Origin of the sequence: Pseudanabaena sp. BC1403 (assembly GCF_002914585.1) — a bacterium.
Taxonomy (GTDB): Bacteria; Cyanobacteriota; Cyanobacteriia; order Pseudanabaenales; family Pseudanabaenaceae; genus Pseudanabaena.
Window position 1 is genome coordinate 1 of record NZ_PDDM01000035.1, and the last position, 23110, is coordinate 23110.

Genomic DNA, 23110 nt, shown 5'->3' on the forward strand with positions numbered 1-23110 from the left:
GTCATTTGCCGTCGCGTCAATTATTTTTTCTTCTCTCAACCAGCCAAGTTAATTGTCGTCATCGGACAAGTTAGTTGACATTTAACAGGTTGGATTTTGCCTCACTCACGACTTGTGTGTACACAGTAGCTTTTTTAGGGGGGCTGGGGGGATCTAGACAATTCTTAAATGGTTTCTTAGGACAAATCAAAACCCAAGAATTGATTGGCGGCGCTTCGCGCCGCCAATCAATTCTTGGGTTTTATGTCCTAGTACACTAGGCGACAGCTATAAGATATAAACCCCAAGAAGATAAGGATAGCGCGAAGCGCTATCCTTATCTTCTTGGGGTTTATATATACTAAAAATAATAGTGCCTTTCAATCCAGCTCATCACTTCTTCTTCTGAGCCTAAGTGAGCAGAATGTCCTGACTTGGGATCGTAAGCACACCAGTAGGAATTTCCACGACGATCTGTTTTTTGCCAAACTTTGACTTCTTCGTTGTGATTAAAAGTTGCCTGAGCTAGATTTTGAAGGAACTCGACAAGAATATCCCAAAGATTAGTGGGAATAAATGAGACTCGCATCATTTCACCTCTCAGTAATTGCGAATAGTTAATCCTTAATACTTTTAGCTGGTTGCAAACAATTTATGAAGGTACAAATCTGACAATGTTTACTAGTACAGTTGTAATAATTTCAAACTGTTCTAGCGAGATTTGTAAAAACTGTACTAGGTAAGTTGAGTGATGATCGCTATATACTGCTTTCAACATCTCAGTGGTACTTACCCGATGAGAATTCCCTTAAATCGCTCTGCTCAAGAGCCAATCTATCTACAAATCCGCGATCGCATCAGCCACCTGATTACGTCGGGATCGTTGCAAGCAGGAGAGCAGCTACCATCAATTCGTGCTCTCGCCGAAAGTGTACAGGTAAATAAGTTAACTGTAATTGAGGCATATAGTGTTTTAGAAGCAGATGGTCTAGTCTCAGCTAGGCAAGGGGCAGGCTACTTTGTTACGAATATTGTTAATTTCTCTGAGCGCAGTTCTACCCTTGAGCCTGAGCAGGAAGTCGTTATTCCTAGTAAATGGGGTGAGTCATTTATTGATCAATACATGAGTTCTATCCAAGCTCAGTTAGATCCAGATGTAATTGATTTTACTTCTGGATTTCCTCGCCCATCAGGGCTTGAAGATCTAGCGAGAATTGCGCGGAGAGCCATGAGTCAAGTGGCTGATGTGTTGTTTAGCTATGAAGCACCTCAAGGTCAAGTTACACTTCGCAAACAACTAGCCCAAATGTTGGCTTGGAAGTTGGGATTGGAAGTTTCTGCTGATAATTTAATTATTACTAATGGTTCAAAACAAGCATTATCCCTAGCGTTTCAGTATTACCTCCAAGCGGGCGATTGGGTGATTGTGGAGAGTCCTACCTATCATGGTGCGATCGCTATCTTAGAAAAAATGGGCATCAAAGTAATTGGTATTCCCATGCAAAAGGATGGGATGAATCTAGAACTCTTAAACCAATACCTCCGTAGTCATCAGCCCAAGTTAATCTATACGGTCAGCACACTACACAATCCCACAGGCATCACTACGTCTCAAGCGCATCGACGTGAATTGATGTCGTTGTCTGAGAAATACAACTGTCCAATTTTGGAAGATAATGCCTATGAGGGGTTGAGCTTTGAACCAGCTCCACCACCTCTCAAAGTATTGGATCGTAGCGATTTAGTGACTTATATTGGTACGTTTTCCAAAACGCTTATGCCTGGGTTGCGGATTGGTTACATGGTGTCTACGGGCAAGCACTATCAATCATTGGTTGAAATGAAACTTCTGCATGATTTACATGTGTCCACAGTGACTCAAGCGATCACAAGCGAGTATATTGCCTCTGGACATTATCGCCGCCATCTCAATCATCTTCGTTCTATCAATCACCAAAGACATGATCTCATGTTGCAATTAATGGAGCAACATTTCCCCACCTCTATTCGATGGACAGTTCCCAATGGAGGTCTGTTTATCTGGGTGCAGCTGCCAAATCATACGCCGATGCAATCTGTTGGTCAGCAAGCGGCAGCACAAAAGATTTTAATTGGTCGTGGCAAGCCATTTTTCCCTGATGGGCAAGGCTATCCAGCCTTTCGCCTCAATTTCTCTCAGTCCCTAGAAAATATTGAGCGCGGTATTGTCATATTAGGAGATATTCTCAAACAAAACCTCTGAATAAATAAGCAAAAAACCAAAAAGATGAGTGGCGGCAGTTCGTGCCGCCACTCATCTTTTTAGTTTTGATTTGTCTTATCTCTCTTTTGCATTCCATCCTATGTATAGTTTGCAAATTATACGTTTGTGCTTCGGCGCACAATTTTTGTGAAGAGAAAATCAGGTAAAAGTTTGCGAATAAATAATAATTGCTTAGCAAGTGGATCAGCGGGATAACGCAATTTCCATGATTTATCGGTGCTAGCAGTATAGATAGTTTTAGCTACAACTTCAGGCAATGCTCCCGCTGTGCCTACTTCATTTAGTTTCGTCAATACGCGATCGCTAAATTCATCATATTCTGGAAAATCAGGATTGCTGGTGCGGTCTGCCGATCGCTCATAAAAGTCAGTTTTAATTGGACCTGGCTCTACAATTTTGACGCGAATATTGAAAGCAAGAAGTTCATGTTGCAAGGATTCCGAAAATCCTTCCACAGCCCATTTCGTGGCGTGATAAAGGCTATAGAGAGGGAAGGCGACGCGCCCGCCAATAGAGGCAACGTTCACAATTACACCCTGCTTGCGATCGCGAAAATGAGGCAGCACTGCGCGAGTGGTTTCCATCAGTCCAAATACATTAGTATCAAATTGACGCTGAATTTGCTCAGCGGTGGAAGTCTCAAATGCGCCTAACATGCTATAGCCCGCGTTATTTACCAGCACATCGATCGCCCCAAATTTGGCAATACTTTCTGCAACTGCATCGGTGATTGTATGGCGATTAGTAACGTCGAGTTTTAGACAAACTACGCGATCAAGATTTGCCAAACTATTGGCTCTGCTTATTTCTTGATCAGGCGATCGCATTGTGGCGGCGACATTCCAACCTTGTTTTTGGAAATAGAGAGCCGTTGATCTGCCAATTCCTGATGAAGCTCCAGTAATGAATACAGTTTTAGGCATATTTGTTTATTTGTAGAAATTTATAATCAAAAGAACCATCAAATTTATTAAAAGCGCTGCTTTGCAGCAATTTTAAATAAATTTTGGTTTTGGTTAAGCAACCTTAGCAAACAATCCAGCGATCGGGCTGTCGGGGCTATCTGCTCCAACTACAATCTCCACCAACTTATTTTTTGCAGCATCTTCAAATAAAGCCTCGACCGTTACTTGGGCAACTTTAGTACGAGGGATACTCCCTTCAAACAAAGTATCGGCGCTAGACATTACCAAGCCACCAATTTTTTCATAATTCAGCAATCCGCCAGGGCGAACGATCGTATAGGTCAAACCACTATTTTGCAAATATTTTTCTGCTTGTTTTTTCCAGAAAAGTACTAGCCAGAATAGATTTAAAGGATGGAATAGCTTTGATACACAAAGAGAAGAGACGATCGCAAAATGTTTGATGTTTTTTGCCTTCGCAGCATTCACTAAGTTCTTTGTGCCAATATAGTCCACCAAATATGGCTCCATGGCATTTAGGCTTGGCTTTGCACCTGTTGCACATACCAGTACATCACAATCTGCGATCGCCTCTGCTAATGTGTCAGCAAAAAGTACATTTCCTCGAACCAATTCCACTTCGGGCGGTAGGATTTTTTTAGCGAGTTCTAGGTCACGGACTAAGGCTCTTACGGAAATATTTCGCTTAACTAATTCGGTGACAATATGTCGTCCTGTTTGCCCTGTGGCTCCTGCTACAAATGCTTTCATAGGTTAGTGCTTAAAAATTACCAAGTTATGATTCTGCGATTTAATCAAGAAGCAATTTTTAGTGACGTAGCTTTGCCACGCCACTAAAAATTGGTTTCCTACATTACTGCGCTCTTATAACTCATTGTAATCTGAAACCAATTTGGGATTTTCAGCGCCTTCGGCGCTGAAAATCCCAAATTGGTTTTGAATAAAAAAGCAAATCAGAGTATAAAACCCAAAAGAGTAGCGCCGCCACTACTCTTTTGGGTTTTATACTCTGAGCAAAGCTTACTCCGATGTACCATTTCACCAAAGTTCCGCCACACTTTTGTGAATTGAGGATCAAACCCATCAAGGGTTTTAGAAACATCAAATGGCTCAGCCATTTGATGTTTTTGTATTACTTCTATTTGCGATTGAAAACTTCTAAGGTTTGGCGACTAAACTGGCGTAGATTTACGACTCCATCTTCCATCGGCATCTTATCGCCAAAGAACTGCCAATTGTCCACCGTCGAAAATCGCCAACATTCGCCTTTATGATCATGTCCACTTGCCTCAACGCCGATCGCCCTCAAGTCGCCATCAACTGGATCTTCATATAGTCGAATTTGAAAGAGAATACTGCGAACCTTGAGCCGCCAGCTTACCCCTGGGAAATGAAAGCCAATATCAATCGAATCTGGATCAAGTAATCTGCGAGTATCAGAATTATTCAGCCAAGGTTTTAAGTCAGATCTTGCAGCAGGGTAAATAGCTTTAAACAAATTGACAATCGTAGCGATTTTTGTTGCCACTTCGACATTTCTAGCTTGTTCAGCAGCATTCACGGGCAATACCCTCACATAAAACCTACAAAATAAAGATTTATCAGCTTTTAATCGCTGATTTTAGCACTCGGCAACAATAAACCATATTTTATGTCACGGTCGCTGTAGCAACTGTTATCAAAAATCTCTAAATATTTAAGGATGGGAGGCACGAATCGCCTCCCATCCTTAACATATAAACACTTAACCCGAAAAAATACCGATTGTTATCAGTCGAAATCGTAAATATGATAGGCTGAATCTTGATATGACTTAGAGTGCCGTTATGACTATTTCTGGCGATCGCAAGCTAATAAAAACACTTGACTCTCCTTTAGAGGACTTTGAGCCGATGCCCGAAGGTGATAAACAACGCCGTAATTTGAGTTATGCGACTGAGGCTCTGAAACTGTGGTTTGAGCAATTACCAGATGTGTATGTTTCTGGGAATCTATTTATTCGCTATGAAGAGGATGGCGCAGAAAAGAGAATTGCGCCTGATATCTTTGTTGTGTTTGGAACTAGTAAAGAAGATCGGGTAAGTTATACGGTTTGGGAAGAAGATGGGAAGGTTCCAGATTTTGTGTTGGAAATAACTTCTAAGGGAACCGTGACGAAAGACCGTAAGGAAAATCCATTAATTTATCGGGATTTGGGTGTGAAGGAATATTTTCAATATGATCCTTCGGGGATTTCTCTGAAGCCTGATTCTTTGCAGGGAGTGCGGCTAGAAAATGACAAGTATGTGCCGATCTCTGTTTCAACTTTAGCTGATGGTACTTTGTCTTTGCATAGTCAAACGTTGGGTTTAGATTTATATCTTTTTGTTGATAAGACTTTCCGTTTTTACGATCCGATTTCTAAGCAAATTTTAAGGTCTCATGCTGAGGCGGAACATGCTAGGTATCAGGCGGAGTTGGAACGTTCTTATGAGCAGCAGGCTCGGCGCGAGGCGGAGGTAGCTCAACAACAGGCTGAGGCGATCGCGGAGCAAGAGCGTCATAAAAACGAAAAACTTGCTGCATACCTTAGAGCTCTGGGGATTAATCCTGATGAAATTTAAGTGAGTCGTCTCACATATTTTCTAAAAATACTGATCGCAAATAATAAGTTTCAACCTTAAGCGATCGCTTTTACAATAACAAAATCCAAAAAGTGATCGCTACTCAAGAACGTCTTGCTAAACAAAAAGATGAGGCGATCGCTATCCAAGAACGCAATGAAAAACTTCAAGAACGTCTTGCTAAACAAAAAGATGAGCAAAAAGCCCAACGTCTTGCTGAAATGCTCAAAGCGATGGGGATTGATACTGATGAAATGTAAGTGAATCGCAAATAATAAGTTCCATACTTATGGGCTCGCTTTTAAAGTGACAAAAACTAACATGCGATCTCCATCAAACGAGACATTCTCAATCGCTTAAAGTATCATCTCAAAATCTGCGATCGCCTTAACTAAGCAACGGAATAGGTAGATTCAACTGTTCAGTTCATTGCTTTAATTACAATTTGATCTAAGTTTGGCCATTTAGACATATGAGAATAATCGACCTTCCAAATATCAAGCTCAAACAGTTGATTGTGATTATCTAAATTTAATTGAACATATACAGGAACTTGATCTTCATCCAAAAACGAAGCTTCAGCCAATGTTTTGCCAAGCTTTCTATTTGAATCATCAGTACAGGATGCGAAGAGAAGACTCCCCATCCCACCATCGTCCATATTTTCAACAAATGTGGTATCTAGTGTTGGCACGATTATTTCAGCAATCTTTGAGTTTGTCATAAGTAGAGCTTTTACCAATGACACTTCTTCAGCTTTTAGTAGTCTCGTATTTATCACTCTTTTATTTCAATGAATCTTAAATCCAATAAGTTGATGCTGTATCTGATGTTGAAACTCTGAACCAGCTTCTTTGAGGATAAAACGACTTAGAATTATTTCTATCCTGAGCAATCAGATCGCTACCAAATAGATAGCTAATCTGCACAGTACTACTAAGTGCATACTTCTCCAACACCTGAGCATAATTGCGATTCTTATCCACCAAGAACCTCGTCTCCACACCATTCACCATCTGCGATAAGCGGATACCAGAATAGTCATAATCATAAACGATACTTGTAGACCTTTGGTCGCTTACCCGCATTATCCAAAGTATAAGCAGCAGTGAATATTACTGTTGTACTATCATCAAAAATATAGATTGTCTGGCAATCTATATTTTTACTGGAACTAAATCAGAAATAGACTCAAAGTTTGCTAGGACAGAAGTATCTAGACTTAAGCGATCAAGTAATTTGGCAAACTCTTTACAGCACTGGGCTGAGCTTTGTAAAATTTGTTTTTGCGAGAATTTGATCATAATCCATCCTGAATCTACTAAAAAGCGATCGCTAAGATCCTTTTGCATGAGATTTGCCGCACTTTCTGAATCTCCAATAATCTCGATCGCAATATGAACATTTAGAGCAGGATCGATATAGGTCAGTGTCGGCAACCAATCCTGATTGACACTGGGAATGTAAAGCTTCACGCCTTGATAGAGGGTTCCTGACAGATGTTGCTGAAGGGTGATTCCGAAATCATCAATAGCTGATTGATCACGATCTGGAGACTTTATTTTAGTTATGGTGATCGCATTTTCAATGGGAGGAATCTTTGCAAAAAACTTCTGAAATTGCTGATGCCGAAACTCAAGGATACGCTCTGGAGAATGGGCGATCGCTAGTTTTTGCTCATGACCAACTTCCTCGCGGGAATAAGTCTCAAGCTTTTTGAAATAGTTTTGGAGAGTGTTTTGATAACTTTGGTAGCGTTTTTTGTAGGTAAGAAACTGATATCTGATCCGCAGCACAAGTGCCACCGTTCCCACGATCAGCAGCATGATTCCTAACTCTTTGGCAAAGGTAGTTACTAACGCTACTACTACTATTAGCCCCAAGCTCAATGCGATCGCTTCTTGAATATTAATAGGCTGTGGCTGCTCAGAGGAAGTTAGTCTTGGCGGTGGACTAAGCTTAGGTGTAGCGGGCTTGGACAGAGCGATGCGCTGCACTTCTGGGGGAATAAGGATAACAGGAAACTGACGCATCGATTTGTAGTTCTTTTGGTCGAAATGCTGTAAATGTAATTCTCACAGTGCTTTGAATGATTTGCAAGCAAATTAAACCAATTAACAAAAGTGTGAAAATACTTTTGTTAATTAAACCCCACACCCAGTAAGGGTTTGAAAGCACTAAATGGCTATGCCATTTTGTGCTTTGGTATTAAAGAAATACGGCGCGATTCGCGCCGTATTTCTTTATGAGGATTTAAGCATTGTCTAAGCCAGGTATCGAGCGATAGAGCTGCACATACTTTTCGGCGGAGGCTTGCCAACTGAAGTTATTGCTCATGCCGCGTTGTTGCAACAAGCGCCATGCATCAGTATAGCGATAACTTTCCCATGCGCGTACCATACAGGTGTACATATCCAGCGGCTCGTAACGATCAAAACTAAAGCCTGTACCTGTTTGACCAATAGGATCATGAAATGACACTGTATCCACTAATCCACCAGTACGGCGGACAATAGGTACACAACCATAGCGCAGCGAAATTAGTTGACTCAGTCCACATGGCTCAAAACGACTTGGCATCAAAAAGGCATCTGAGCCAGCATAAACACGATGAGAAAGCGCTGAGTTAAACAAAATTTGCGCTGACATGCGGCCGGGGTAGCGGGCAGCAATTTGCCATAGTTGCGATTCGTAATAACGATCGCCTGTACCTAAGACCACAAACTGAGCATCTGTATATGCTAAAAAACGTTCTAGGGTTTGCAGTAACAAATCAATGCCCTTCTGCTCCACCAAACGACCGACCATGCCGATCAAGAAAGTTGCAGGATTTACGGTTAGTCCTAACTCTTTTTGCAAAGCAATTTTATTTGCCATGCGATCGTCAAGGGTTTCGACAGAGTAGTTTTGCACCAAGGCAGAATCAGTAGCAGGATTTTCTAATTCCGTATCGATACCATTTAAAATCCCCCAAGGTTTCAAGAAAGAAAGAATACTTTCTAAACCTTCCCCATAGGTGGGTGTACAAATTTGCTGAGCATAGGTAGGAGATACTGTGTTCACGCGATCGGCATATTTGATCCCTGCTGCCATCGTGTTATGAGCATCCATGTACCAAGGAGTCCAAGTGATTTTGTCCAAAAACCATTTCCAAGGCCCCTGATAAGCAAGATTATGAATCGTGAATACAGTTCCAATATCCGAGACTTGATGCATCCACACAGGAATCATGCCTGTATGCCAATCATGGCAATGAATAATGTTCGGTTTCCAATAGTTCCATGCAAATTCCGCAACGGCATTGGCAAACATCGTGAACCGCCAATCTTCATCTTCACCGCCATAAACGCGAGCAGGAATAAATGATCCATGCCCTACCAAGTACAAGGGAACATCTGTACCTGGTAGTACTGTCTCAAAAATATCAAATTCCTGAAACATGGCATAGCCTTTCCATTTCCATTCAGGCTTTTCCTTGAGCTTGTCAGGAATTACGCCGTAGTAAGGCATGATGATTCGTACATCATGCCCCATCTTCTTAAGAATCGGAGGAAGTGCGCCCACTACATCTCCCATGCCGCCAACTTTGGCAAGAGGAGCAACTTCAGCCGCCGCAAATAAAATTTTCATTCGTTGATTCAGTACTCGTATTTCAGGCTCTCACTATTTTCATGCATAGAGCGATCGCTAAAGCAGCAATTTTTTTCAAGCTACGCTTTGTATAAAAAGAAACCCGCTTTGCGGGTTTCTTTTTTGTTATTGGCGAGATCGCTAAAGCAGCAATTTTTGCAAGAGGTTCTTGAGAGATCAAAAAGAAACCCCACTATGTGTGTGTTTTTTTTGATGATGAGCGCGATCGCTAAAGCAGCAAATTTTTACAAGCAATGCTTTCTAGGTCAGCAAGAAAAATACTGTGTGAGTTTCTTGCTGATTGTTAGCGCGATCGCTAAAGATCAAGAAGAAACCCGCAAAGCTGGTCTCTTCTTGATCTTTAAGGAAATGTACAAGCCGTAGTGGGAACTTGCACAGTACTATTTTGAACTCTAAATCGAGCACCTGTATTTCCCCTTGCTTCAAGTTCAAGACGCAGAGGGTTATTGAGCGCAGCAATAGTTGTTGCATTACTTGGAGCCAACACAGCGATCGCCGTGGTCAGCCCTGCTAGTTGCAATCCTGATGCTGATGTACTTTGTCTACGGAATAGATAATCAAGACTAGAGGTGGGATTGTTTAAGGTATTTCCTTCAAACCTGACGCAGAGCGAAGCAGCATTTTGCGATCGCATAATTATAGCTGCATCATCGGCTGTTCCTGTCTCTGTGTTTGTAAGTGTGTTATTCAGCACGGCTGCTCGCACTGAAGCCTCTCCACCCACATTCGTTTCGCCAACCCGCACTTGAATTCCTGCCCCGCCGACATTGCTAATCTTGTTATTGGAGATCGTTGTTGTACCAATAGAACCATCAACAGCGCCAAAGCTAATGCCTTTGTTCACGATGTTATCGATGGTATTGTTGCTAATCGTCAACGTGGCATTAGCATTATTACCTAAGTTAATGTCAATACCATCGGCTCCATCGGGTGCGCCTGTAATATTGCGAATCGTGTTGCCTGTGATGTTGACAGTCGCAGTGGTCGTAGTAGCGCAACCTGCTAAGTCTGGATAGACACGACAGAGACTAAACTCAATCCCGTCAATTTCGACAACGCCTGCGGTGGTGGTATTGTCTCTGACGATGTTGTTGGCGATCGTGAGATTGACATTCCCTGTATTGTTTCTGACCAGAATGCCTGCTTCTACCTGTGTTTGGACATTGGGCTGAATGGTATTAATCACAGTGTTGCCAGTAATCGCAGCAGTACCACTGACATTGTCGAGACGAATTCCTTCAGCGATCGCATTGTTAACTTGGTTGTCCGAAACATTGGTATTGCCACTAGCACCTATCAAGACAATACCTCGCCCCGAATTACCCACTGGTGTGCTGCTTGGAGCCGTAATGTTGACCATGTTATTGGCAATCAAGGCATTCACGTTATTGTTGCCAATAATGCCAGCATTTGCACCAGTAGCCACATTTTTATTGATGCTAAAGCCAGATAGAGCTTGATTAGACCCTGATGCTAAAGTGACTGTATCACTGACGATGGGATAAACACCCGTGTTAGCAGGCAAAGGAATATTCGGTAAATTCGCACCTTCAGAGCCAGCTAAATATGACATAGGCACTACAGATGGCGCACTAGAGAAGACTTTTACACCATCAGGAATTGTAAATCCAGCTAAAGTTGGTGCTGTAGAGCCTGTTGGGGTATAAGCATACACAATTCCATTTGCCCCAGCAGCACTTGCATTAGCAATAGCCGTTGAAAAGTTAGAAAAAGACACCACAGTAGGGTTGCCAGATAAGCCTGTAGCGTTATCGGCAACAATAAAGAAACTGTAAGGCTGACCAGTTAGAGGATTAATTGCGACGAGTTGATCGCGCACCGTTTGATTTTCGACTAGGACAGAACTATTACGCGAAAGTGGTTCGTTCATGCGTTCCAGAAGCGTTGGCGGATTTACTCCTCGCGCTGGACGGTTGGAGAAATTAATACCAATATTAAAAAGAATACTCGTACCGAAAATGCGATCGTTCTGAATCGATAAACCAGCATTGATGAGATCGCCATAGTATCCTAAACCACCTTTAATCCCCAAAGCTCCAATGCTATTAGTAGCAGTGTAATAGTAAGTTCCTACATATGGACGCAAATAGCCAGCATCGCCTGTGGTGATGATCGTGCCAGCTTCTAACTCCACGCCACTCATAGCTGCATCAAAACGCCGATCGCGATCGATCAAAAACTGATTGCCCTGAAAACTGCCAGAGTTCAGGATAGTTTCGCTTAGTTGTGTATTAGTCTTACCCACTGGAAGATAGGTATTGAGGCGCATATCCCAAGATTCTGCAAAAAACTCTAAACCTGCGGAAATTTGCTGAAAAAATTGCGATCCCGTATCACGATTGTCGTAGGCAAAGTAACCTCCTAATACATATTTGGCAACGTCATTTAGCGATCGATAGCCAACTGCAAGATTAGAGCCAATGCGCCCATTATTAAAGACTCGGATTTGAGGATTGAGATAGAAAAAATTCTCTGGTGTTTGATTAAGCGGAATACGCAACTCAACACTAGTATTCCCATCTATTCCTGCACCACTGCCGTTATAGCGAAGTTGAGCATCAAATGGAAATGGATTAGTTTGACTAAACGCTTCTGTAACAATTATTCCGTTTACACATACTATTGAAAACAAGCAAAAAGCTTTGAGACCACTAGACACTGATTTTTTCTGCATAGCCCTTAATAATCTATCTTTCCAAAGAAAATCCTCACTTTTCCATTTTGGAAGGTAAAGTCTCACAAGCAATGTGTTGCCTAACACTTGAGCCTATAGAATTTAAAAATTTTTCTAGAAATTGCCAATTTCGTCACAAAAAAACAGGGAAGATATTTTATGCCTTTCCTGTTTTTCCTTTTTTAATCACAAATAACGAGCAAAGCAATTTCTTGGGCGATGGTTATTAAGCGATCGCGTCTTCAACTTGATTAGTATCGTTATCATGGGGAAGCTCTAAGCAATAACCTGCACCATATACCGTCTTAATATATTTAGGATGGCGTGGATCTGGCTCTAGCTTGGTTCGCAAGTGGCGGATATGCACACGAATAGTTTCGATATCATCATCAGGCTCATAGCCCCAAACTTCTTTGAGGATTTCGCTTGGTGATACCGTTTGACCATGACGCTGCAACAGACAATGCAACAGCTCAAATTCAAGATGAGTTAACTTGACAGTTTTATTAAACCAAATCGCCTCAAAGCGCTCAGGTACAAGCGTTAATGAGCCAAATATTAATATTTCGCCATGCTTTGCTGTGTCAATAATCCGATTAGTCCGACGCAATAAAGCCCGCACTCGTGCCAGCATCTCTTCCAGTTCAAAGGGCTTAGTCAGATAGTCATCCGCACCTGCGTTAAAACCTTCGACCTTATCTTGAGTTTGTCCCATCGCCGTGAGCATCATTACTGGAATCTCTTTAGTCCGCTCATCCCGACGCAATCTTTGACAAACCGTAAAACCATCAACCCTTGGCAGCATCAAGTCAAGGATGATCATATCTGGCATTAACTGAATGGCAAGTGCTTGTCCTTTGATGCCATCACTTGCTTGACTGACTTGATAGCCAGCATGTTCGAGGTTCAGCGTGACCATTTCAGAGATTATTGGATCATCATCGATCAGGAGAAGCCTAGGCATCATTAGTCAAATTTCCATCTATGTGATTGGATTACGATTTGTTAAACAATATATATCATCATGATACATATTCAGGGAGAGCGGCAGGGGGCATAAACTCTTGTTGTTGGTATTTATAGGGATTGCAAAAAATTTCTGGCTAAAGGAGTAGTAGGTATAGAGTAGCAGCTATTTGCAGCCTTCCATACCATGTTGACAACTAAAACAGGCTAAGTCATTTTTCAACTCTTGCAACATTCTCATACAATATATGAAGATATGTAAAAATTGATTTAAAACTGGTTTATGCGCATGAGCCTTCCAACTACTTCTGTCACCGAACTTTTTGCACCAGTCAAAGATGACTTGCGTATGCTCACGGATAATTTGAAGCAGTTGGTAGGAGCAAGACATCCGATTTTGTATGCAGCGGCAGAGCATTTATTTGAAGCGAAGGGTAAGAGTATGCGCCCTGCACTAGTGTTGCTGGTTTCACGCGCAACGATGAGCGATCGCGATATCACCTCACGTCATCGCCGTCTCGCTGAAATCACTGAGATGATTCACACAGCGAGTCTAGTGCATGACGATGTGATCGACTCTGCCGATCTACGACGCGGAATGCCCACAGTAAACAATAGCTTTGGCAATCGTATTGCTGTACTTGCAGGTGATTTCCTGTTTGCACAAGCATCTTGGTATCTTGCCAATTTAGACGATCTTGAAGTTGTCAAGCTCTTATCAAAAGTAATCACTGATTTTGCAGAAGGTGAAATTCGTCAGAGTCTTACTGCATTTGATGGGGATTTGACGTTAGAAGATTACCTCGAAAAGAGTTTTTATAAAACGGCATCATTAATGGCGGGTAGTGCTAAGGCAGCGGGCGTACTTAGTGGTGTAAGTCAAGTACAAGCTGAACAGTTATTTAATTTCGGCAAGCATTTTGGCATTGCATTTCAAGTTGTCGATGACATACTCGATTTCACTAGTTCGACGGAAACTCTTGGCAAACCTGCTGGTTCTGATCTTAAGCAGGGTAATTTGACTGCGCCTGTATTGTTTGCACTAGAGGAGCATCCGCAGTTACGCGGTCTAATTGATCGCGAGTTTAGCGAGGCGGGCGATTTGGAAAAAGCTCTCGAACTAGTTCATAACAGCGAGGGTATTTCACGTTCTCGTGAATTAGCCAAGAGTCATGTTAAGTCAGCACTAGTAGCGATCGAGTGGCTACCATCTTCTGCACCCAAACAGTCTTTGATTGGCTTAACCAACTACGTTTTAGATCGGTTGTATTAAGATAAGTAGTATCGTGTAAAGCTCGACAATCCTAAATATTCGGCTAATGGAGGTGTAGATATGGTTGCTGTGTTAAGCATCGATAAAACTGCTGATCATCCATCTGACAACATAATTGAGCAGAACCTAAATACTTGGGTAAAGTTTTCTTGGGAGCAATTTATCCAAGTTGCTGACGATCCAAAATATCAAAAATACAAGTTTTATTACTGCAATGGAGAAGCGAGATTTGAACCTATGTCCACTGGCTCAGACCATTCTGACGACCATGCGCTAATTGTAATTGCAATAGGCTTGTTTGTTGCTGTTAACGGTTTAGATATCAGAAGTAAAGACAACTGTTCTTATCGCAAAGTTGGCATTAGAGAATTCCAGCCTGATATTTCCTATTATGTTGGCGATCGCGCTCAGTTGATTCCTTGGGGGACTGGTGTTGTTGACTTAGATATTTATCCCGCACCTGATTTAGCGATCGAGATTGCCAATAGTTCTTGGTCTGATGATATTGGTAAAAAACGCTTGATGTATGAAGATTTGGGCGTAAAAGAATATTGGGTAATCAATGTAAAAAGTGCTGAGATTTTAGCCTTTGCGATCACTGATTCAGAGAGTGCTAGAGGTAGTTACAGGATTACGCGATCGCAAATAATTACAGGTTTAGAAATTGCACTTTTAGAAGAAGCCCTACGCTTGTCAAGAGAAAACAATCATGGTCAAGTAACTTCATGGATATTAACTCAATTACAGAAAGTCTGAATCAGCATAAAAAAAAGACTCGCTTTGCGAGTCTTTTTTTTATGCTGATTCAGGTTTTGGCATTGATGCAGGATGCTGCAAAATCTCTGCCGTGGATAATTTCTCGACCATATCGAGAGTGATCAAACACTTAGTTACATCCTTGCGCGAAGGCAACTCGTACATCATATCCAGCATCAACTGCTCGACAATACCGCGCAAAGCTCTCGCCCCTGTTTTGCGTCGATAGGCTTCTTTTGCGATCGCCTGAACTGCATCAGGCTGAAACTCAAGCTGGACATTATCCATTTTCAAGAGCTTTTGGTACTGCTTGATTAAGGCGCTACGAGGCTCAGTCAAAATTGCCATCAGTGCTTTTTCATCTAAAGGATCGAGTACGGCTGTAACTGGCACACGACCAATAAACTCAGGAATCATCCCAAACTTGACAAGATCATCGGGCTGCACATTCTTGAGGATTTCAGCAGTGCGCTTTTCGCGGGGAATCGACTCACCTTGCTGCACAAATCCCATTGATTTTTTGCCAATGCGTTGCTCGATCAGTTTCTCCATGCCACCGAAAGCACCACCACAGATAAACAAGATGTTTTTGGTGTCAATCTGGATGCAATCTTGGTAAGGATGCTTGCGACCACCTTGAGGAGGTACGTTGGCGATCGTCCCTTCTAGCATTTTCAGTAAGGCTTGCTGGACACCTTCGCCTGAAACATCACGGGTAATCGAGGTGTTTTCACCCTTACGAGCAATTTTATCGATTTCATCGATGTAAATAATGCCACGCTGAGCCTCTTCGACATCAAGATCGGCGACCTGTAACAGCCTCAGTAAAATATTCTCTACATCTTCACCGACATAGCCAGCTTCGGTAAGTGTCGTTGCATCGGCAACCGCAAAAGGCACATCTAGCATTTCTGCTAAAGTTTGTGCCAGAAGGGTCTTACCACAACCCGTAGGGCCAATCAGCAAAATATTTGACTTCTGAAGTTCGATTCCGTCTTCATTCTGACCTTTTGCCGTCGATTCGATAAAACTCAGGCGTTTGTAGTGGTTATAAACCGCAACCGACAAAACTTTTTTAGCTTCGTCCTGACCAACTACATTTTCATCGAGATAGCGCTTGATATCACGAGGCTTAGGGATTTGACTGAGATTAAGATTCGCCGCAGTTTTGGTTTTCCGCTTTTCATTGGTAGGGTCTTTGCGCTGGGTAGCTTGAGGCGGAGCACTATTAAACAGCTCCTCATCGAGGATTTCGTTACATAAATCCACGCACTCATCGCAAATGTATACCCCTGGTCCAGCAATTAGCTTGCGTACCTGCTCCTGTGACTTACCGCAGAAGGAACATTTAAGATGAGAGTCATATTTACTGGGCATAAGCTATCTCAATGTGAGGTTGTCGCAATGGCTAGACTAGGGATAGGGCAGATGGCTGGAGGCTTTTAGTATTAGTTAAAACTTGATCGATTAAACCATATTGTTGAGCTTCCGCAGGTGACATAAAGAAATCGCGCTCGGTATCTTGCTCGATCTGTTCGAGAGGCTTGCCTGTGTTGGCAGCTAACATCTCGTTAAGCGATCGCTTAATGTACAAGATTTCACGCGCTTGGATCTCGATATCAACTGCCTGACCTTGAGCGCCACCAAGAGGTTGGTGAATCATGATCCGCGCGTTTGGCAAAGACATCCGCTTGCCTTTAGCGCCAGCCGCTAGCAAAAACGCACCCATACTTGCCGCCAGCCCCATGCAGATCGTACAAACATCGGGGCGGACGTGGTTCATGGTGTCGAGGATTGCCATGCCTGCGTAGACTGAGCCACCAGGAGAGTTGATATAGAGGTAAATATCCTTTTCAGGATCCTCAGCTTCTAAAAACAAAAGCTGGGACATGATTAAGTTCGATGTGGTGTCATCTACTTGCGAACCCAAGAACACAATCCGCTCACGGAGTAAGCGTGAGAAAATATCAAATGCTCTTTCGCCTTTACCTGATTGCTCGACTACCATCGGCACAACCTGATTTTGGGTCGCGATCGCAAAGTTGTTTGATGCTAATTGACTAGATAAAGGGTACATGCGTTTTGAATTCACCGTAATTTTTGATGAGTTATCTTAAGCAAAGCTTGAGTGGCAAAGCTTAAGTTTTACCATACCAACTTAAAAGCTATTATGCCTCAAAAATAGTATTGGTATAGCTATACTATCTTACGCAATTTAAAAGAGAGAGGTGTGCTTTGCACTCCTCTCTCTTTTAATTAAGCTTCCTCAGATGTTGCATCAACAGTTACAACGTCTGCATCAGCTTCTGGTGAGATGCTTTCGAGGGTCTCTGGCTCTGGCTGGAGCGAGCCTTGCTCGACTAATTCGATTTCAGAATGCTCAATCAACCATGCCACTGCGATTTCAGTCAGCATTTCCTCACGAATCAAGCCAGCTAATCTAGCAGGATCGATATTGGGATCTTTGAGCATTTCCAAGGTGTTGGCGACTCTCTCCTTGAGTTCGGCATCATCGACAGAAAGTTTTTCTTCCGCAGCGATTTTATCAAGGGCAACTTTGCGTCTGAGACGGTTAACCGCCTCTGGCTGATTGAGACGGCGCATTTCTTCGACCAATTCCTTGGTAAATAGTTGCTTTGCCATCGCAGGATCAATGCGCTCTTGCAGGTAATTAGCTTGTTGTCTTACCAAGAAGTCCAGCTCCTGCTGCAAAAGAGTTACAGGTAAATCAACTTCAAGCTCGGCAGTTAACGCCTCAAGGATGGCGCGTTCTTTGTTGGCTTGAGTTTTCGACTCAGCGTCGTCGATTACCCGCTTTTCTAGAAGTTCGCGTAATTCGGCGATCGTTTCTTTGTCGCTGATCGATTTTGCAAACTCGTCATCAAGGGCAGGAAGCTCACGACCTTTAATAGATTTGATTGTGACTACATACTTGATTTCTTTACCGACATATTCTTCAGGGTAATATTCTTCGGGGAAAATTGACTCAACTTCAACGACATCATCGATCGCAGCACCGATGATTGCTTTAACGACTTCAGGGATAAATGCCTTCTCATCAACATCTAACTGAAAATCCTCTTCACCAGCATCTGGCAATTCCTCGCCAGTGGCGCGATCGAGGACTTTGAGATCGACGGTGACAACATCGTTTAGTTCGATTCCACGATCTTCGATGGGTACGATAGTCGCTTTGCGGACTTGAAATTCGTTTAAGGTGCGATCGACTTCGGTGAGATCAGGCTTAATTTCTTCAGCTTTGACTGTAAAGCCTTGATATTTAGCAAGAGCCACTTCTGGCTCCACGTCGATCGCTGCCTTAAAGGATACTTCTTGCCCTGGGGTGAAGGTTTGGACAAGAGTTTCAATATCAGTAATTAGTTGAAAGCCGCCCAGAGCTTTATCTTTAACTTCTTTATTCTCAGCAAGGGCTTCGTTTAATGTTTTTTCTAGCAACTCTTCAAGGACGTTGGCTTTGAGTCGCTGACTACCAACTTGTCTCAATACAAGCTGAGTGGGCGCTTTGCCTTTGCGAAACCCTGGGACTTGCATCGTGCGTGTCAAGTCTTTGACGATGCGATCGTATATTGCTTGAGACTTTGCTCCTTCTACTTGAATGTCAAAACCAATTTGACTAGCGGGAAGCTTCTCTAGAGTGACCTTCATTATTAAATATGCCTAGATTAAGTATGCCTAGATTGAATATATCTAGAAATCAAAAAACATTTTTTGGACTTTTGCCAACTTTTGGCAAAACTGTCAGCGAGTGCCAAATTATGCCAAGTCTATGATAATACGATATTGGCGATCGCATATTTCAAAAAGCTATAAATTAAATGAAAGTAAATAAGAACTGCTGCTCTTACTAGGTTTGATTTTTAATTTACAAAAGTGTGACAACACTTTTGTAAATTAAAAATCAAATTACTTCCGTGACATGATGGTAGGACGATCATCGATTGGTGCAGTTGGTGATGTCGGAGCAGTTGATGCTGCGGGATTATTTAGTGATGTGGGTTTAGCGGTAGTAATGTCACGAAGCGAAGGAGTGATCGCTTCAGACCCATCTAGTAAAATTTGTAATTTGGGGCCAGCTGTGGCTAAGCGAATAATTACCCCATTCTGCACGCGCTCACTATCAATTTGCTGATCTTGAATGTATGTACCGTTTGCGCCAATATTGACAATTTCCCAATACTGGGAGTGATGATGAAGCTCGACATGGTAGCGAGAAACAACAGAACTATAGAGAATCACGTCATTATCTCCCGATCGCCCAATCCGAATAACAGGCTCGGAATTAAATTTCCATGTTTGGATTGGTATCGATTCGATGGGATGCAGCAGATTTAGCGTAATCACAGGTTTAATGTAGGAATTTTGCAGAATTAGGAGCTTTTTGACTGCCCATGCTACAGGATTTGCTCTTATTCCAAAAGTTTAGCATTGACTTTAATCATTAAAGAATCAGTTTTTTGTGGCGCGGCGGAGCCGCGCCACAAAAAACTGATTCTTTAATTTACCGTTAGTCCCCAATCAGATCTTAGAGTAGAAAAGGGTGCGAAGCATTCTTTTCTACTCTATTGAAAATATTTATGAAAACTGTCACTATCATTGGCTGCGGTGTAATTGGGGCAATGCTTGCCTATGAATTAAGTAAAACTGAGCTAAAGGTGACGGTACTTGAATCAAATCCTTTGCCTGCTATGGTGGCAACTGGTTCGGCGCTAGGGGTGTTGATGGCGGCTTCTAGCTCCAAGGCTAAAGGGCCATTGGTTAAGTTACGTTTAGCGAGCTTAAGCCTGTACGATCACGTGATCGATGAGTTAACTGCTCAAACGAACCACAATATTCTCTACAACCGCAACGGGATTTTAAGTTTATTGCGATCGCCTGAGGAAAAAAACAAAGCGCGATCGCTAATCGAAATTCGCAAAGAACAGGGCTTTGAGTTGCAGTGGCTTGAACGCGATGTAATTTCTCAGCAATACTCGCAATGGCTAACTGACGATGGCTTACTAAGTCCATGCGATCGGGCGGTGCATCCAACACAGTTAGTTGAAGCACTAGTTGCTGCGGCAACTCAAAATGGGGTGAAATTTTACTGGAACGCAACCGTTAACAGCTTAGATGATATCAAGAGCGATCGCATCGTAGTTACATCAGGCTTAGGCAGCAATGCCCTACTTGCGTCACTTTTAAAAAACTGTTCAAAAAATAGAGAACAAGATCTTTTGCTACCAGTTGGCGGTCAAGCTTTGCTTCTAAATATCCCCAACCTAAATTTGCAAACCGTCATTAATGCTGAAAATGAGGATCATTCCGACATTAATATCGTGCCGTTAGGTAATGATCAATATTGGCTCGGCGCAACCCTAGAATTTGAGCCAGATGAATTACCCCGCGAAGCTAATATCTCGTTATTGCTAGAACAGGCGATCGCATGGTGTCCCACTTTTAAGCAAGCTGAAGTTTTAAAAACATGGGCAGGCGATCGACCTAGACCCGATGGATTTCAGTCCCCTATTTTAGGTTTCGCCCCAGACCATCCGCATATTTTGATCGCGACAGGGCATTATCGCAATGGCGTAATGATGGCTCCTGTGACTGCTCAAATTACCAGAGATTTACTACTTACTGGCTCAAGTGATTTACCTTGGAAACCTTTTTCTCTCTAGCTATTTCTAAGCCGCAATATCTAACTCTTCTAACGTGCGATCGGGATTTTCAGACTGAGCTTCAGCAGCATCAACTGTCACCGTCAGTTTAAGCCCTAACCCCTTGAGCCAGTTTGCTAAACCATAGATCGCTTCTGCACCTTGCTGTTGCATGATCGATTCTATGGTTGCGTTATAGGCTGCTAATTGTTCAGGAGCAAGAGCTTCGGCAACATTACCAAGAGCTAGTTTGAGTAGATTAGCTTCAATATCCGATGGCTCATGATCTTCAAGATGAACGTCAAGATATACTGCGGCATACTCAGGATCTTGTAATCGGACAATATGGGATGAGTGATAATCTACGCTTGCCTTATAGGTTGATTGACTCGCCGTTTTACTCATTGTTCTGCCTCCTAAAATCTTGCCAATATTCTTTAGCCTTGCGGATATCACGATTTTGGGTGCTTTTGTCGCCGCCACATAGTAGCAATATTACAACTAATCCAATTTGCCCAAAATAAATGCGATAGCCATTACCATAGTCAATTCGCAGTTCGTATATACCGTCACCTATAGGCTTATAATCACCTAAATTACCTAATAGTAAACGATCAAGACGTTGTTCAATTCTTGCTTTTGCCCGAATATCTCGCAATGAGTTAATCCACTCATCAAAAGGAATTTTGCCTTCGGCTGTGATGTATTGCCTAATTTCTCTTGGTTGTGCTGACATCAGCTTGACTTAGTTTTGTGTAGTTGCTTCGTGATGTAATGATTTAACGCTATTAAATCAGTTTACGTGATGCTTGCTCTATTTGCCTTACTACTGTTAGCGCTGAATAACTAACCCCTGCGGTTCCTTCGCCTGGGTGGGTAGAGTCGCCGACTAGCCAGATATTTTTGATTGGAGTGCGATTGGCAAATCCAAAGGGGCCAAAGGTAGAGACGCGCATTCCTACGCCACCAACGATGCCGCGATCTCGACCTGTATAGCGTGCAAAAGTTTGGGGTGTAGCCGCCTCTACATGAATGATTGTTTGCTCATTGAGATGAAAATATTCACTTAACTGTGCGATCGCCCTTTCTGTAAATCTCTTTTTAAGTTCCTGATAATCTTCATCGCCATACCAAACAGCCGCATCAGTAAACTCTGACGCAATAATCGTTGCTTTTCCTGCTGGAGCGCGTCCATCACCTTCTTTACTAACAGAAATAAATAGAGAATGAGGTTTATCACCCGCTTCCAAAAACTGTAAATGCGGCGGACAGTTATCAGGAATCGCAGCGCGATCGACTCCTAAATAGACAACAAATGCAACCGAAGCAGGCTTGAGATTTGCAACTCGATTAGCATATCCCTTGGGCGCTCCATCTCCCAAAAGCTTCACAAAATTATTCACCGTCACATTCGCTACAACATGAGCCGCCTCATCCCACGAAGTTGCACCCGTCCTCAGATTTTTTACTTTTACCTTTTTAATTTTTCCTTGATCTTCTATCGCAGTTACTTCATGCTGCATCAAGATCTGTCCTCCATCACGTTCAATACTTTCGATCAGGCGATCGCTTAAAACTTGCATACTTCCCTTGAGATGAAACAGACCTAAAGGAGATTGCGAAACTGCTAAAGCTGTCGCGGCGTAGAGCAACGCTGTCTCTTCAGCATTCACCTGTGAATAGAGCTTCAATTGCAAATCGAGAAATGTTCGCAATCTTTTGTCACTTGCTAATCCAAAGCCTCGTAAAGCATCGCCTACTGTTGAAAATGTATAGGGAACTGTCGCCAAGGTATCGATTCGCAAAGCTTTAACTAATTGCCATATATCCCAAATATTACGTGGTGGCAAAATCGGATTGCGTCCTTGGAAGCGCCAACTTCGCCAAAACAGATCTTCCAGAAATTGCCAAAATGGTTCGCTATTGGGAAATTGTTTTTGGCGTTCTAGTTTCCATTGTTGACGATCGCGCCAGACATTAATCGGTTCTTGTTCATTTGGTAAAAATACTGCACAAGCTGGATCGCAATAGGTCGCTTCAGGAAGTTCTATTTCTAATTCTTTAAAAATGCGATCGTGAATTCCACCAGATTCTAATCCTGCTACCTGTGTCGCACCGACATCAAAAGTAAATCCGCGCCGCTTAAATGTGGATGCACAACCACCCGCAACAAGAGCCAGATCATAAACAATGACTTCATAACCACGCTTTGCTAACAATGCTGCTGTAGTCAAACCACCAATTCCCGCCCCAACCACAATAATTTTCTGTGTCACTTTTATCAACATTTAGAGATTTTTTGTTTTTGCGAATTAAAATAAAGTGATTACTTCTTAATTCT

24 protein-coding genes are annotated in these 23110 nt (G+C 42.5%); 7 read left to right on the top strand and 17 right to left on the bottom strand.

Annotation, left to right across the window (positions count from 1 at the left end; genetic code table 11):
- Window positions 1-340 precede the first annotated feature (340 nt).
- Window positions 341-571 (bottom strand): hypothetical protein, encoded by a 231-nt coding sequence (locus CQ839_RS22005; protein ID WP_103670445.1) that lies wholly within the window; start codon window positions 569-571, stop codon window positions 341-343.
- A 204-nt stretch (window positions 572-775) separates the two neighbouring features.
- On the opposite strand from CQ839_RS22005, the gene CQ839_RS22010 reads away from it, so the two are divergent.
- Window positions 776-2221, top strand: a complete 1446-nt coding sequence (locus CQ839_RS22010; protein ID WP_103670446.1) for a PLP-dependent aminotransferase family protein — start codon at window positions 776-778, stop codon at window positions 2219-2221.
- Between the two features lie 116 nt (window positions 2222-2337).
- Here CQ839_RS22010 and CQ839_RS22015 read toward each other — a convergent pair whose 3' ends face one another.
- From CQ839_RS22015 to CQ839_RS22025, 3 genes are all read right to left on the bottom strand, one after another.
- On the bottom strand, window positions 2338-3165 hold the full coding sequence (locus tag CQ839_RS22015) for an SDR family oxidoreductase (RefSeq protein WP_103670447.1): 828 nt from the start codon (window positions 3163-3165) through the stop codon (window positions 2338-2340).
- 93 nt (window positions 3166-3258) lie between these two features.
- Window positions 3259-3918 carry an SDR family oxidoreductase gene (locus CQ839_RS22020; RefSeq protein ID WP_103670448.1) on the bottom strand — a complete coding sequence of 220 codons (660 nt, stop codon included), beginning with the start codon at window positions 3916-3918 and terminating at the stop codon, window positions 3259-3261.
- Window positions 3919-4306: 388 nt separating this feature from the next.
- The gene (locus tag CQ839_RS22025; protein ID WP_103670449.1) at window positions 4307-4729 is read right to left on the bottom strand and encodes a hypothetical protein; all 423 of its coding nucleotides are present in this window, start codon (window positions 4727-4729) and stop codon (window positions 4307-4309) included.
- Window positions 4730-4994: 265 nt separating this feature from the next.
- Between CQ839_RS22025 and CQ839_RS22030 the strand changes: the two genes are divergently transcribed.
- Entirely contained in the window at window positions 4995-5771 is a 777-nt protein-coding gene (locus CQ839_RS22030; protein ID WP_103670450.1) for a Uma2 family endonuclease, read from the top strand.
- A gap of 92 nt (window positions 5772-5863) precedes the next feature.
- Complete coding sequence (locus tag CQ839_RS24895) at window positions 5864-6031, top strand: hypothetical protein (RefSeq protein ID WP_181016294.1); 168 nt, start codon at window positions 5864-5866, stop codon at window positions 6029-6031.
- Window positions 6032-6192: 161 nt separating this feature from the next.
- Here the strand turns inward: CQ839_RS24895 and CQ839_RS22035 are convergent, their stop codons facing one another.
- The 4 genes from CQ839_RS22035 to glgA form a co-directional block, all read right to left on the bottom strand.
- The gene (locus CQ839_RS22035) at window positions 6193-6552 is read right to left on the bottom strand and encodes a hypothetical protein (RefSeq protein ID WP_374937756.1); all 360 of its coding nucleotides are present in this window, start codon (window positions 6550-6552) and stop codon (window positions 6193-6195) included.
- A gap of 19 nt (window positions 6553-6571) precedes the next feature.
- Entirely contained in the window at window positions 6572-6859 is a 288-nt protein-coding gene (locus CQ839_RS22040) for a hypothetical protein (RefSeq protein ID WP_103670452.1), read from the bottom strand.
- A 69-nt stretch (window positions 6860-6928) separates the two neighbouring features.
- Window positions 6929-7804 carry a hypothetical protein gene (locus tag CQ839_RS22045; RefSeq protein WP_103670453.1) on the bottom strand — a complete coding sequence of 292 codons (876 nt, stop codon included), beginning with the start codon at window positions 7802-7804 and terminating at the stop codon, window positions 6929-6931.
- A gap of 220 nt (window positions 7805-8024) precedes the next feature.
- Window positions 8025-9401 carry a glycogen synthase GlgA gene (glgA, locus tag CQ839_RS22050; RefSeq protein ID WP_103670454.1) on the bottom strand — a complete coding sequence of 459 codons (1377 nt, stop codon included), beginning with the start codon at window positions 9399-9401 and terminating at the stop codon, window positions 8025-8027.
- Between the two features lie 195 nt (window positions 9402-9596).
- Between glgA and CQ839_RS22055 the strand changes: the two genes are divergently transcribed.
- Window positions 9597-9785 (top strand): hypothetical protein, encoded by a 189-nt coding sequence (locus CQ839_RS22055; RefSeq protein WP_103670455.1) that lies wholly within the window; start codon window positions 9597-9599, stop codon window positions 9783-9785.
- On the opposite strand, the gene CQ839_RS22060 is transcribed toward CQ839_RS22055, so the two are convergent.
- Both CQ839_RS22060 and CQ839_RS22065 read right to left on the bottom strand, forming a co-directional pair.
- Window positions 9763-12117, bottom strand: coding sequence for a right-handed parallel beta-helix repeat-containing protein (locus CQ839_RS22060; protein WP_103670456.1), 2355 nt, complete (start codon window positions 12115-12117; stop codon window positions 9763-9765). The two genes, CQ839_RS22055 and CQ839_RS22060, sit on opposite strands and share 23 nt — an antisense overlap.
- Window positions 12118-12343: 226 nt before the next feature.
- Window positions 12344-13081 carry a response regulator transcription factor gene (locus CQ839_RS22065; protein WP_103670486.1) on the bottom strand — a complete coding sequence of 246 codons (738 nt, stop codon included), beginning with the start codon at window positions 13079-13081 and terminating at the stop codon, window positions 12344-12346.
- A gap of 291 nt (window positions 13082-13372) precedes the next feature.
- On the opposite strand from CQ839_RS22065, the gene sds reads away from it, so the two are divergent.
- Both sds and CQ839_RS22075 read left to right on the top strand, forming a co-directional pair.
- Window positions 13373-14356 carry a solanesyl diphosphate synthase gene (gene sds, locus CQ839_RS22070; protein ID WP_103670487.1) on the top strand — a complete coding sequence of 328 codons (984 nt, stop codon included), beginning with the start codon at window positions 13373-13375 and terminating at the stop codon, window positions 14354-14356.
- 60 nt (window positions 14357-14416) lie between these two features.
- Window positions 14417-15112 (top strand): Uma2 family endonuclease, encoded by a 696-nt coding sequence (locus CQ839_RS22075; protein WP_103670457.1) that lies wholly within the window; start codon window positions 14417-14419, stop codon window positions 15110-15112.
- 39 nt (window positions 15113-15151) lie between these two features.
- Here CQ839_RS22075 and clpX read toward each other — a convergent pair whose 3' ends face one another.
- The 4 genes from clpX to CQ839_RS22095 all read right to left on the bottom strand — a co-directional run bounded on the left by clpX (window position 15152) and on the right by CQ839_RS22095 (window position 19474).
- Window positions 15152-16489 carry an ATP-dependent protease ATP-binding subunit ClpX gene (clpX, locus tag CQ839_RS22080; RefSeq protein ID WP_103670458.1) on the bottom strand — a complete coding sequence of 446 codons (1338 nt, stop codon included), beginning with the start codon at window positions 16487-16489 and terminating at the stop codon, window positions 15152-15154.
- A gap of 31 nt (window positions 16490-16520) precedes the next feature.
- Window positions 16521-17189 carry an ATP-dependent Clp endopeptidase proteolytic subunit ClpP gene (gene clpP / locus CQ839_RS22085; RefSeq protein WP_103670459.1) on the bottom strand — a complete coding sequence of 223 codons (669 nt, stop codon included), beginning with the start codon at window positions 17187-17189 and terminating at the stop codon, window positions 16521-16523.
- A gap of 179 nt (window positions 17190-17368) precedes the next feature.
- Complete coding sequence (gene tig / locus CQ839_RS22090; protein WP_103670460.1) at window positions 17369-18778, bottom strand: trigger factor; 1410 nt, start codon at window positions 18776-18778, stop codon at window positions 17369-17371.
- A gap of 258 nt (window positions 18779-19036) precedes the next feature.
- Window positions 19037-19474, bottom strand: a complete 438-nt coding sequence (locus CQ839_RS22095) for an FHA domain-containing protein (RefSeq protein WP_103670461.1) — start codon at window positions 19472-19474, stop codon at window positions 19037-19039.
- 233 nt (window positions 19475-19707) lie between these two features.
- Between CQ839_RS22095 and CQ839_RS22100 the strand changes: the two genes are divergently transcribed.
- Entirely contained in the window at window positions 19708-20790 is a 1083-nt protein-coding gene (locus CQ839_RS22100) for an FAD-binding oxidoreductase (RefSeq protein ID WP_103670462.1), read from the top strand.
- A 6-nt stretch (window positions 20791-20796) separates the two neighbouring features.
- Here CQ839_RS22100 and CQ839_RS22105 read toward each other — a convergent pair whose 3' ends face one another.
- From CQ839_RS22105 to crtD, 3 genes are read right to left on the bottom strand one after another with little or no spacing between them, the layout of a single operon-like run.
- Window positions 20797-21174, bottom strand: a complete 378-nt coding sequence (locus CQ839_RS22105; RefSeq protein ID WP_103670463.1) for a DNA-binding protein — start codon at window positions 21172-21174, stop codon at window positions 20797-20799.
- Window positions 21167-21505, bottom strand: coding sequence for a type II toxin-antitoxin system RelE/ParE family toxin (locus CQ839_RS22110; protein ID WP_103670464.1), 339 nt, complete (start codon window positions 21503-21505; stop codon window positions 21167-21169). The genes CQ839_RS22105 and CQ839_RS22110 overlap by 8 nt, the downstream gene beginning before the upstream one ends.
- A gap of 52 nt (window positions 21506-21557) precedes the next feature.
- Window positions 21558-23057 (bottom strand): C-3',4' desaturase CrtD, encoded by a 1500-nt coding sequence (gene crtD, locus CQ839_RS22115; RefSeq protein WP_103670465.1) that lies wholly within the window; start codon window positions 23055-23057, stop codon window positions 21558-21560.
- Window positions 23058-23110 lie beyond the last annotated feature (53 nt).

What these genes read in the sequence shown, in the direction of transcription:
- CQ839_RS22015 (WP_103670447.1), bottom strand. Translation starts at nt 3,165, where the DNA reads ATGCCTAAAACTGTATTCATTACTGGAGCTTCATCAGGAATTGGCAGA.
- CQ839_RS22105 (WP_103670463.1), bottom strand. Translation starts at nt 21,174, where the DNA reads ATGAGTAAAACGGCGAGTCAATCAACCTATAAGGCAAGCGTAGATTAT.
- tig (WP_103670460.1), bottom strand. Translation starts at nt 18,778, where the DNA reads ATGAAGGTCACTCTAGAGAAGCTTCCCGCTAGTCAAATTGGTTTTGAC.
- glgA (WP_103670454.1), bottom strand. Translation starts at nt 9,401, where the DNA reads ATGAAAATTTTATTTGCGGCGGCTGAAGTTGCTCCTCTTGCCAAAGTT.
- CQ839_RS22065 (WP_103670486.1), bottom strand. Translation starts at nt 13,081, where the DNA reads ATGCCTAGGCTTCTCCTGATCGATGATGATCCAATAATCTCTGAAATG.
- CQ839_RS22075 (WP_103670457.1), top strand. Translation starts at nt 14,417, where the DNA reads ATGGTTGCTGTGTTAAGCATCGATAAAACTGCTGATCATCCATCTGAC.
- clpX (WP_103670458.1), bottom strand. Translation starts at nt 16,489, where the DNA reads ATGCCCAGTAAATATGACTCTCATCTTAAATGTTCCTTCTGCGGTAAG.
- CQ839_RS22100 (WP_103670462.1), top strand. Translation starts at nt 19,708, where the DNA reads ATGAAAACTGTCACTATCATTGGCTGCGGTGTAATTGGGGCAATGCTT.
- crtD (WP_103670465.1), bottom strand. Translation starts at nt 23,057, where the DNA reads ATGTTGATAAAAGTGACACAGAAAATTATTGTGGTTGGGGCGGGAATT.
- CQ839_RS22010 (WP_103670446.1), top strand. Translation starts at nt 776, where the DNA reads ATGAGAATTCCCTTAAATCGCTCTGCTCAAGAGCCAATCTATCTACAA.
- clpP (WP_103670459.1), bottom strand. Translation starts at nt 17,189, where the DNA reads ATGTACCCTTTATCTAGTCAATTAGCATCAAACAACTTTGCGATCGCG.
- CQ839_RS22040 (WP_103670452.1), bottom strand. Translation starts at nt 6,859, where the DNA reads ATGCGGGTAAGCGACCAAAGGTCTACAAGTATCGTTTATGATTATGAC.
- CQ839_RS22060 (WP_103670456.1), bottom strand. Translation starts at nt 12,117, where the DNA reads ATGCAGAAAAAATCAGTGTCTAGTGGTCTCAAAGCTTTTTGCTTGTTT.
- CQ839_RS22045 (WP_103670453.1), bottom strand. Translation starts at nt 7,804, where the DNA reads ATGCGTCAGTTTCCTGTTATCCTTATTCCCCCAGAAGTGCAGCGCATC.
- CQ839_RS22005 (WP_103670445.1), bottom strand. Translation starts at nt 571, where the DNA reads ATGATGCGAGTCTCATTTATTCCCACTAATCTTTGGGATATTCTTGTC.
- CQ839_RS22020 (WP_103670448.1), bottom strand. Translation starts at nt 3,918, where the DNA reads ATGAAAGCATTTGTAGCAGGAGCCACAGGGCAAACAGGACGACATATT.
- CQ839_RS22055 (WP_103670455.1), top strand. Translation starts at nt 9,597, where the DNA reads ATGTGTGTGTTTTTTTTGATGATGAGCGCGATCGCTAAAGCAGCAAAT.
- CQ839_RS22110 (WP_103670464.1), bottom strand. Translation starts at nt 21,505, where the DNA reads ATGTCAGCACAACCAAGAGAAATTAGGCAATACATCACAGCCGAAGGC.
- sds (WP_103670487.1), top strand. Translation starts at nt 13,373, where the DNA reads ATGAGCCTTCCAACTACTTCTGTCACCGAACTTTTTGCACCAGTCAAA.
- CQ839_RS22030 (WP_103670450.1), top strand. Translation starts at nt 4,995, where the DNA reads ATGACTATTTCTGGCGATCGCAAGCTAATAAAAACACTTGACTCTCCT.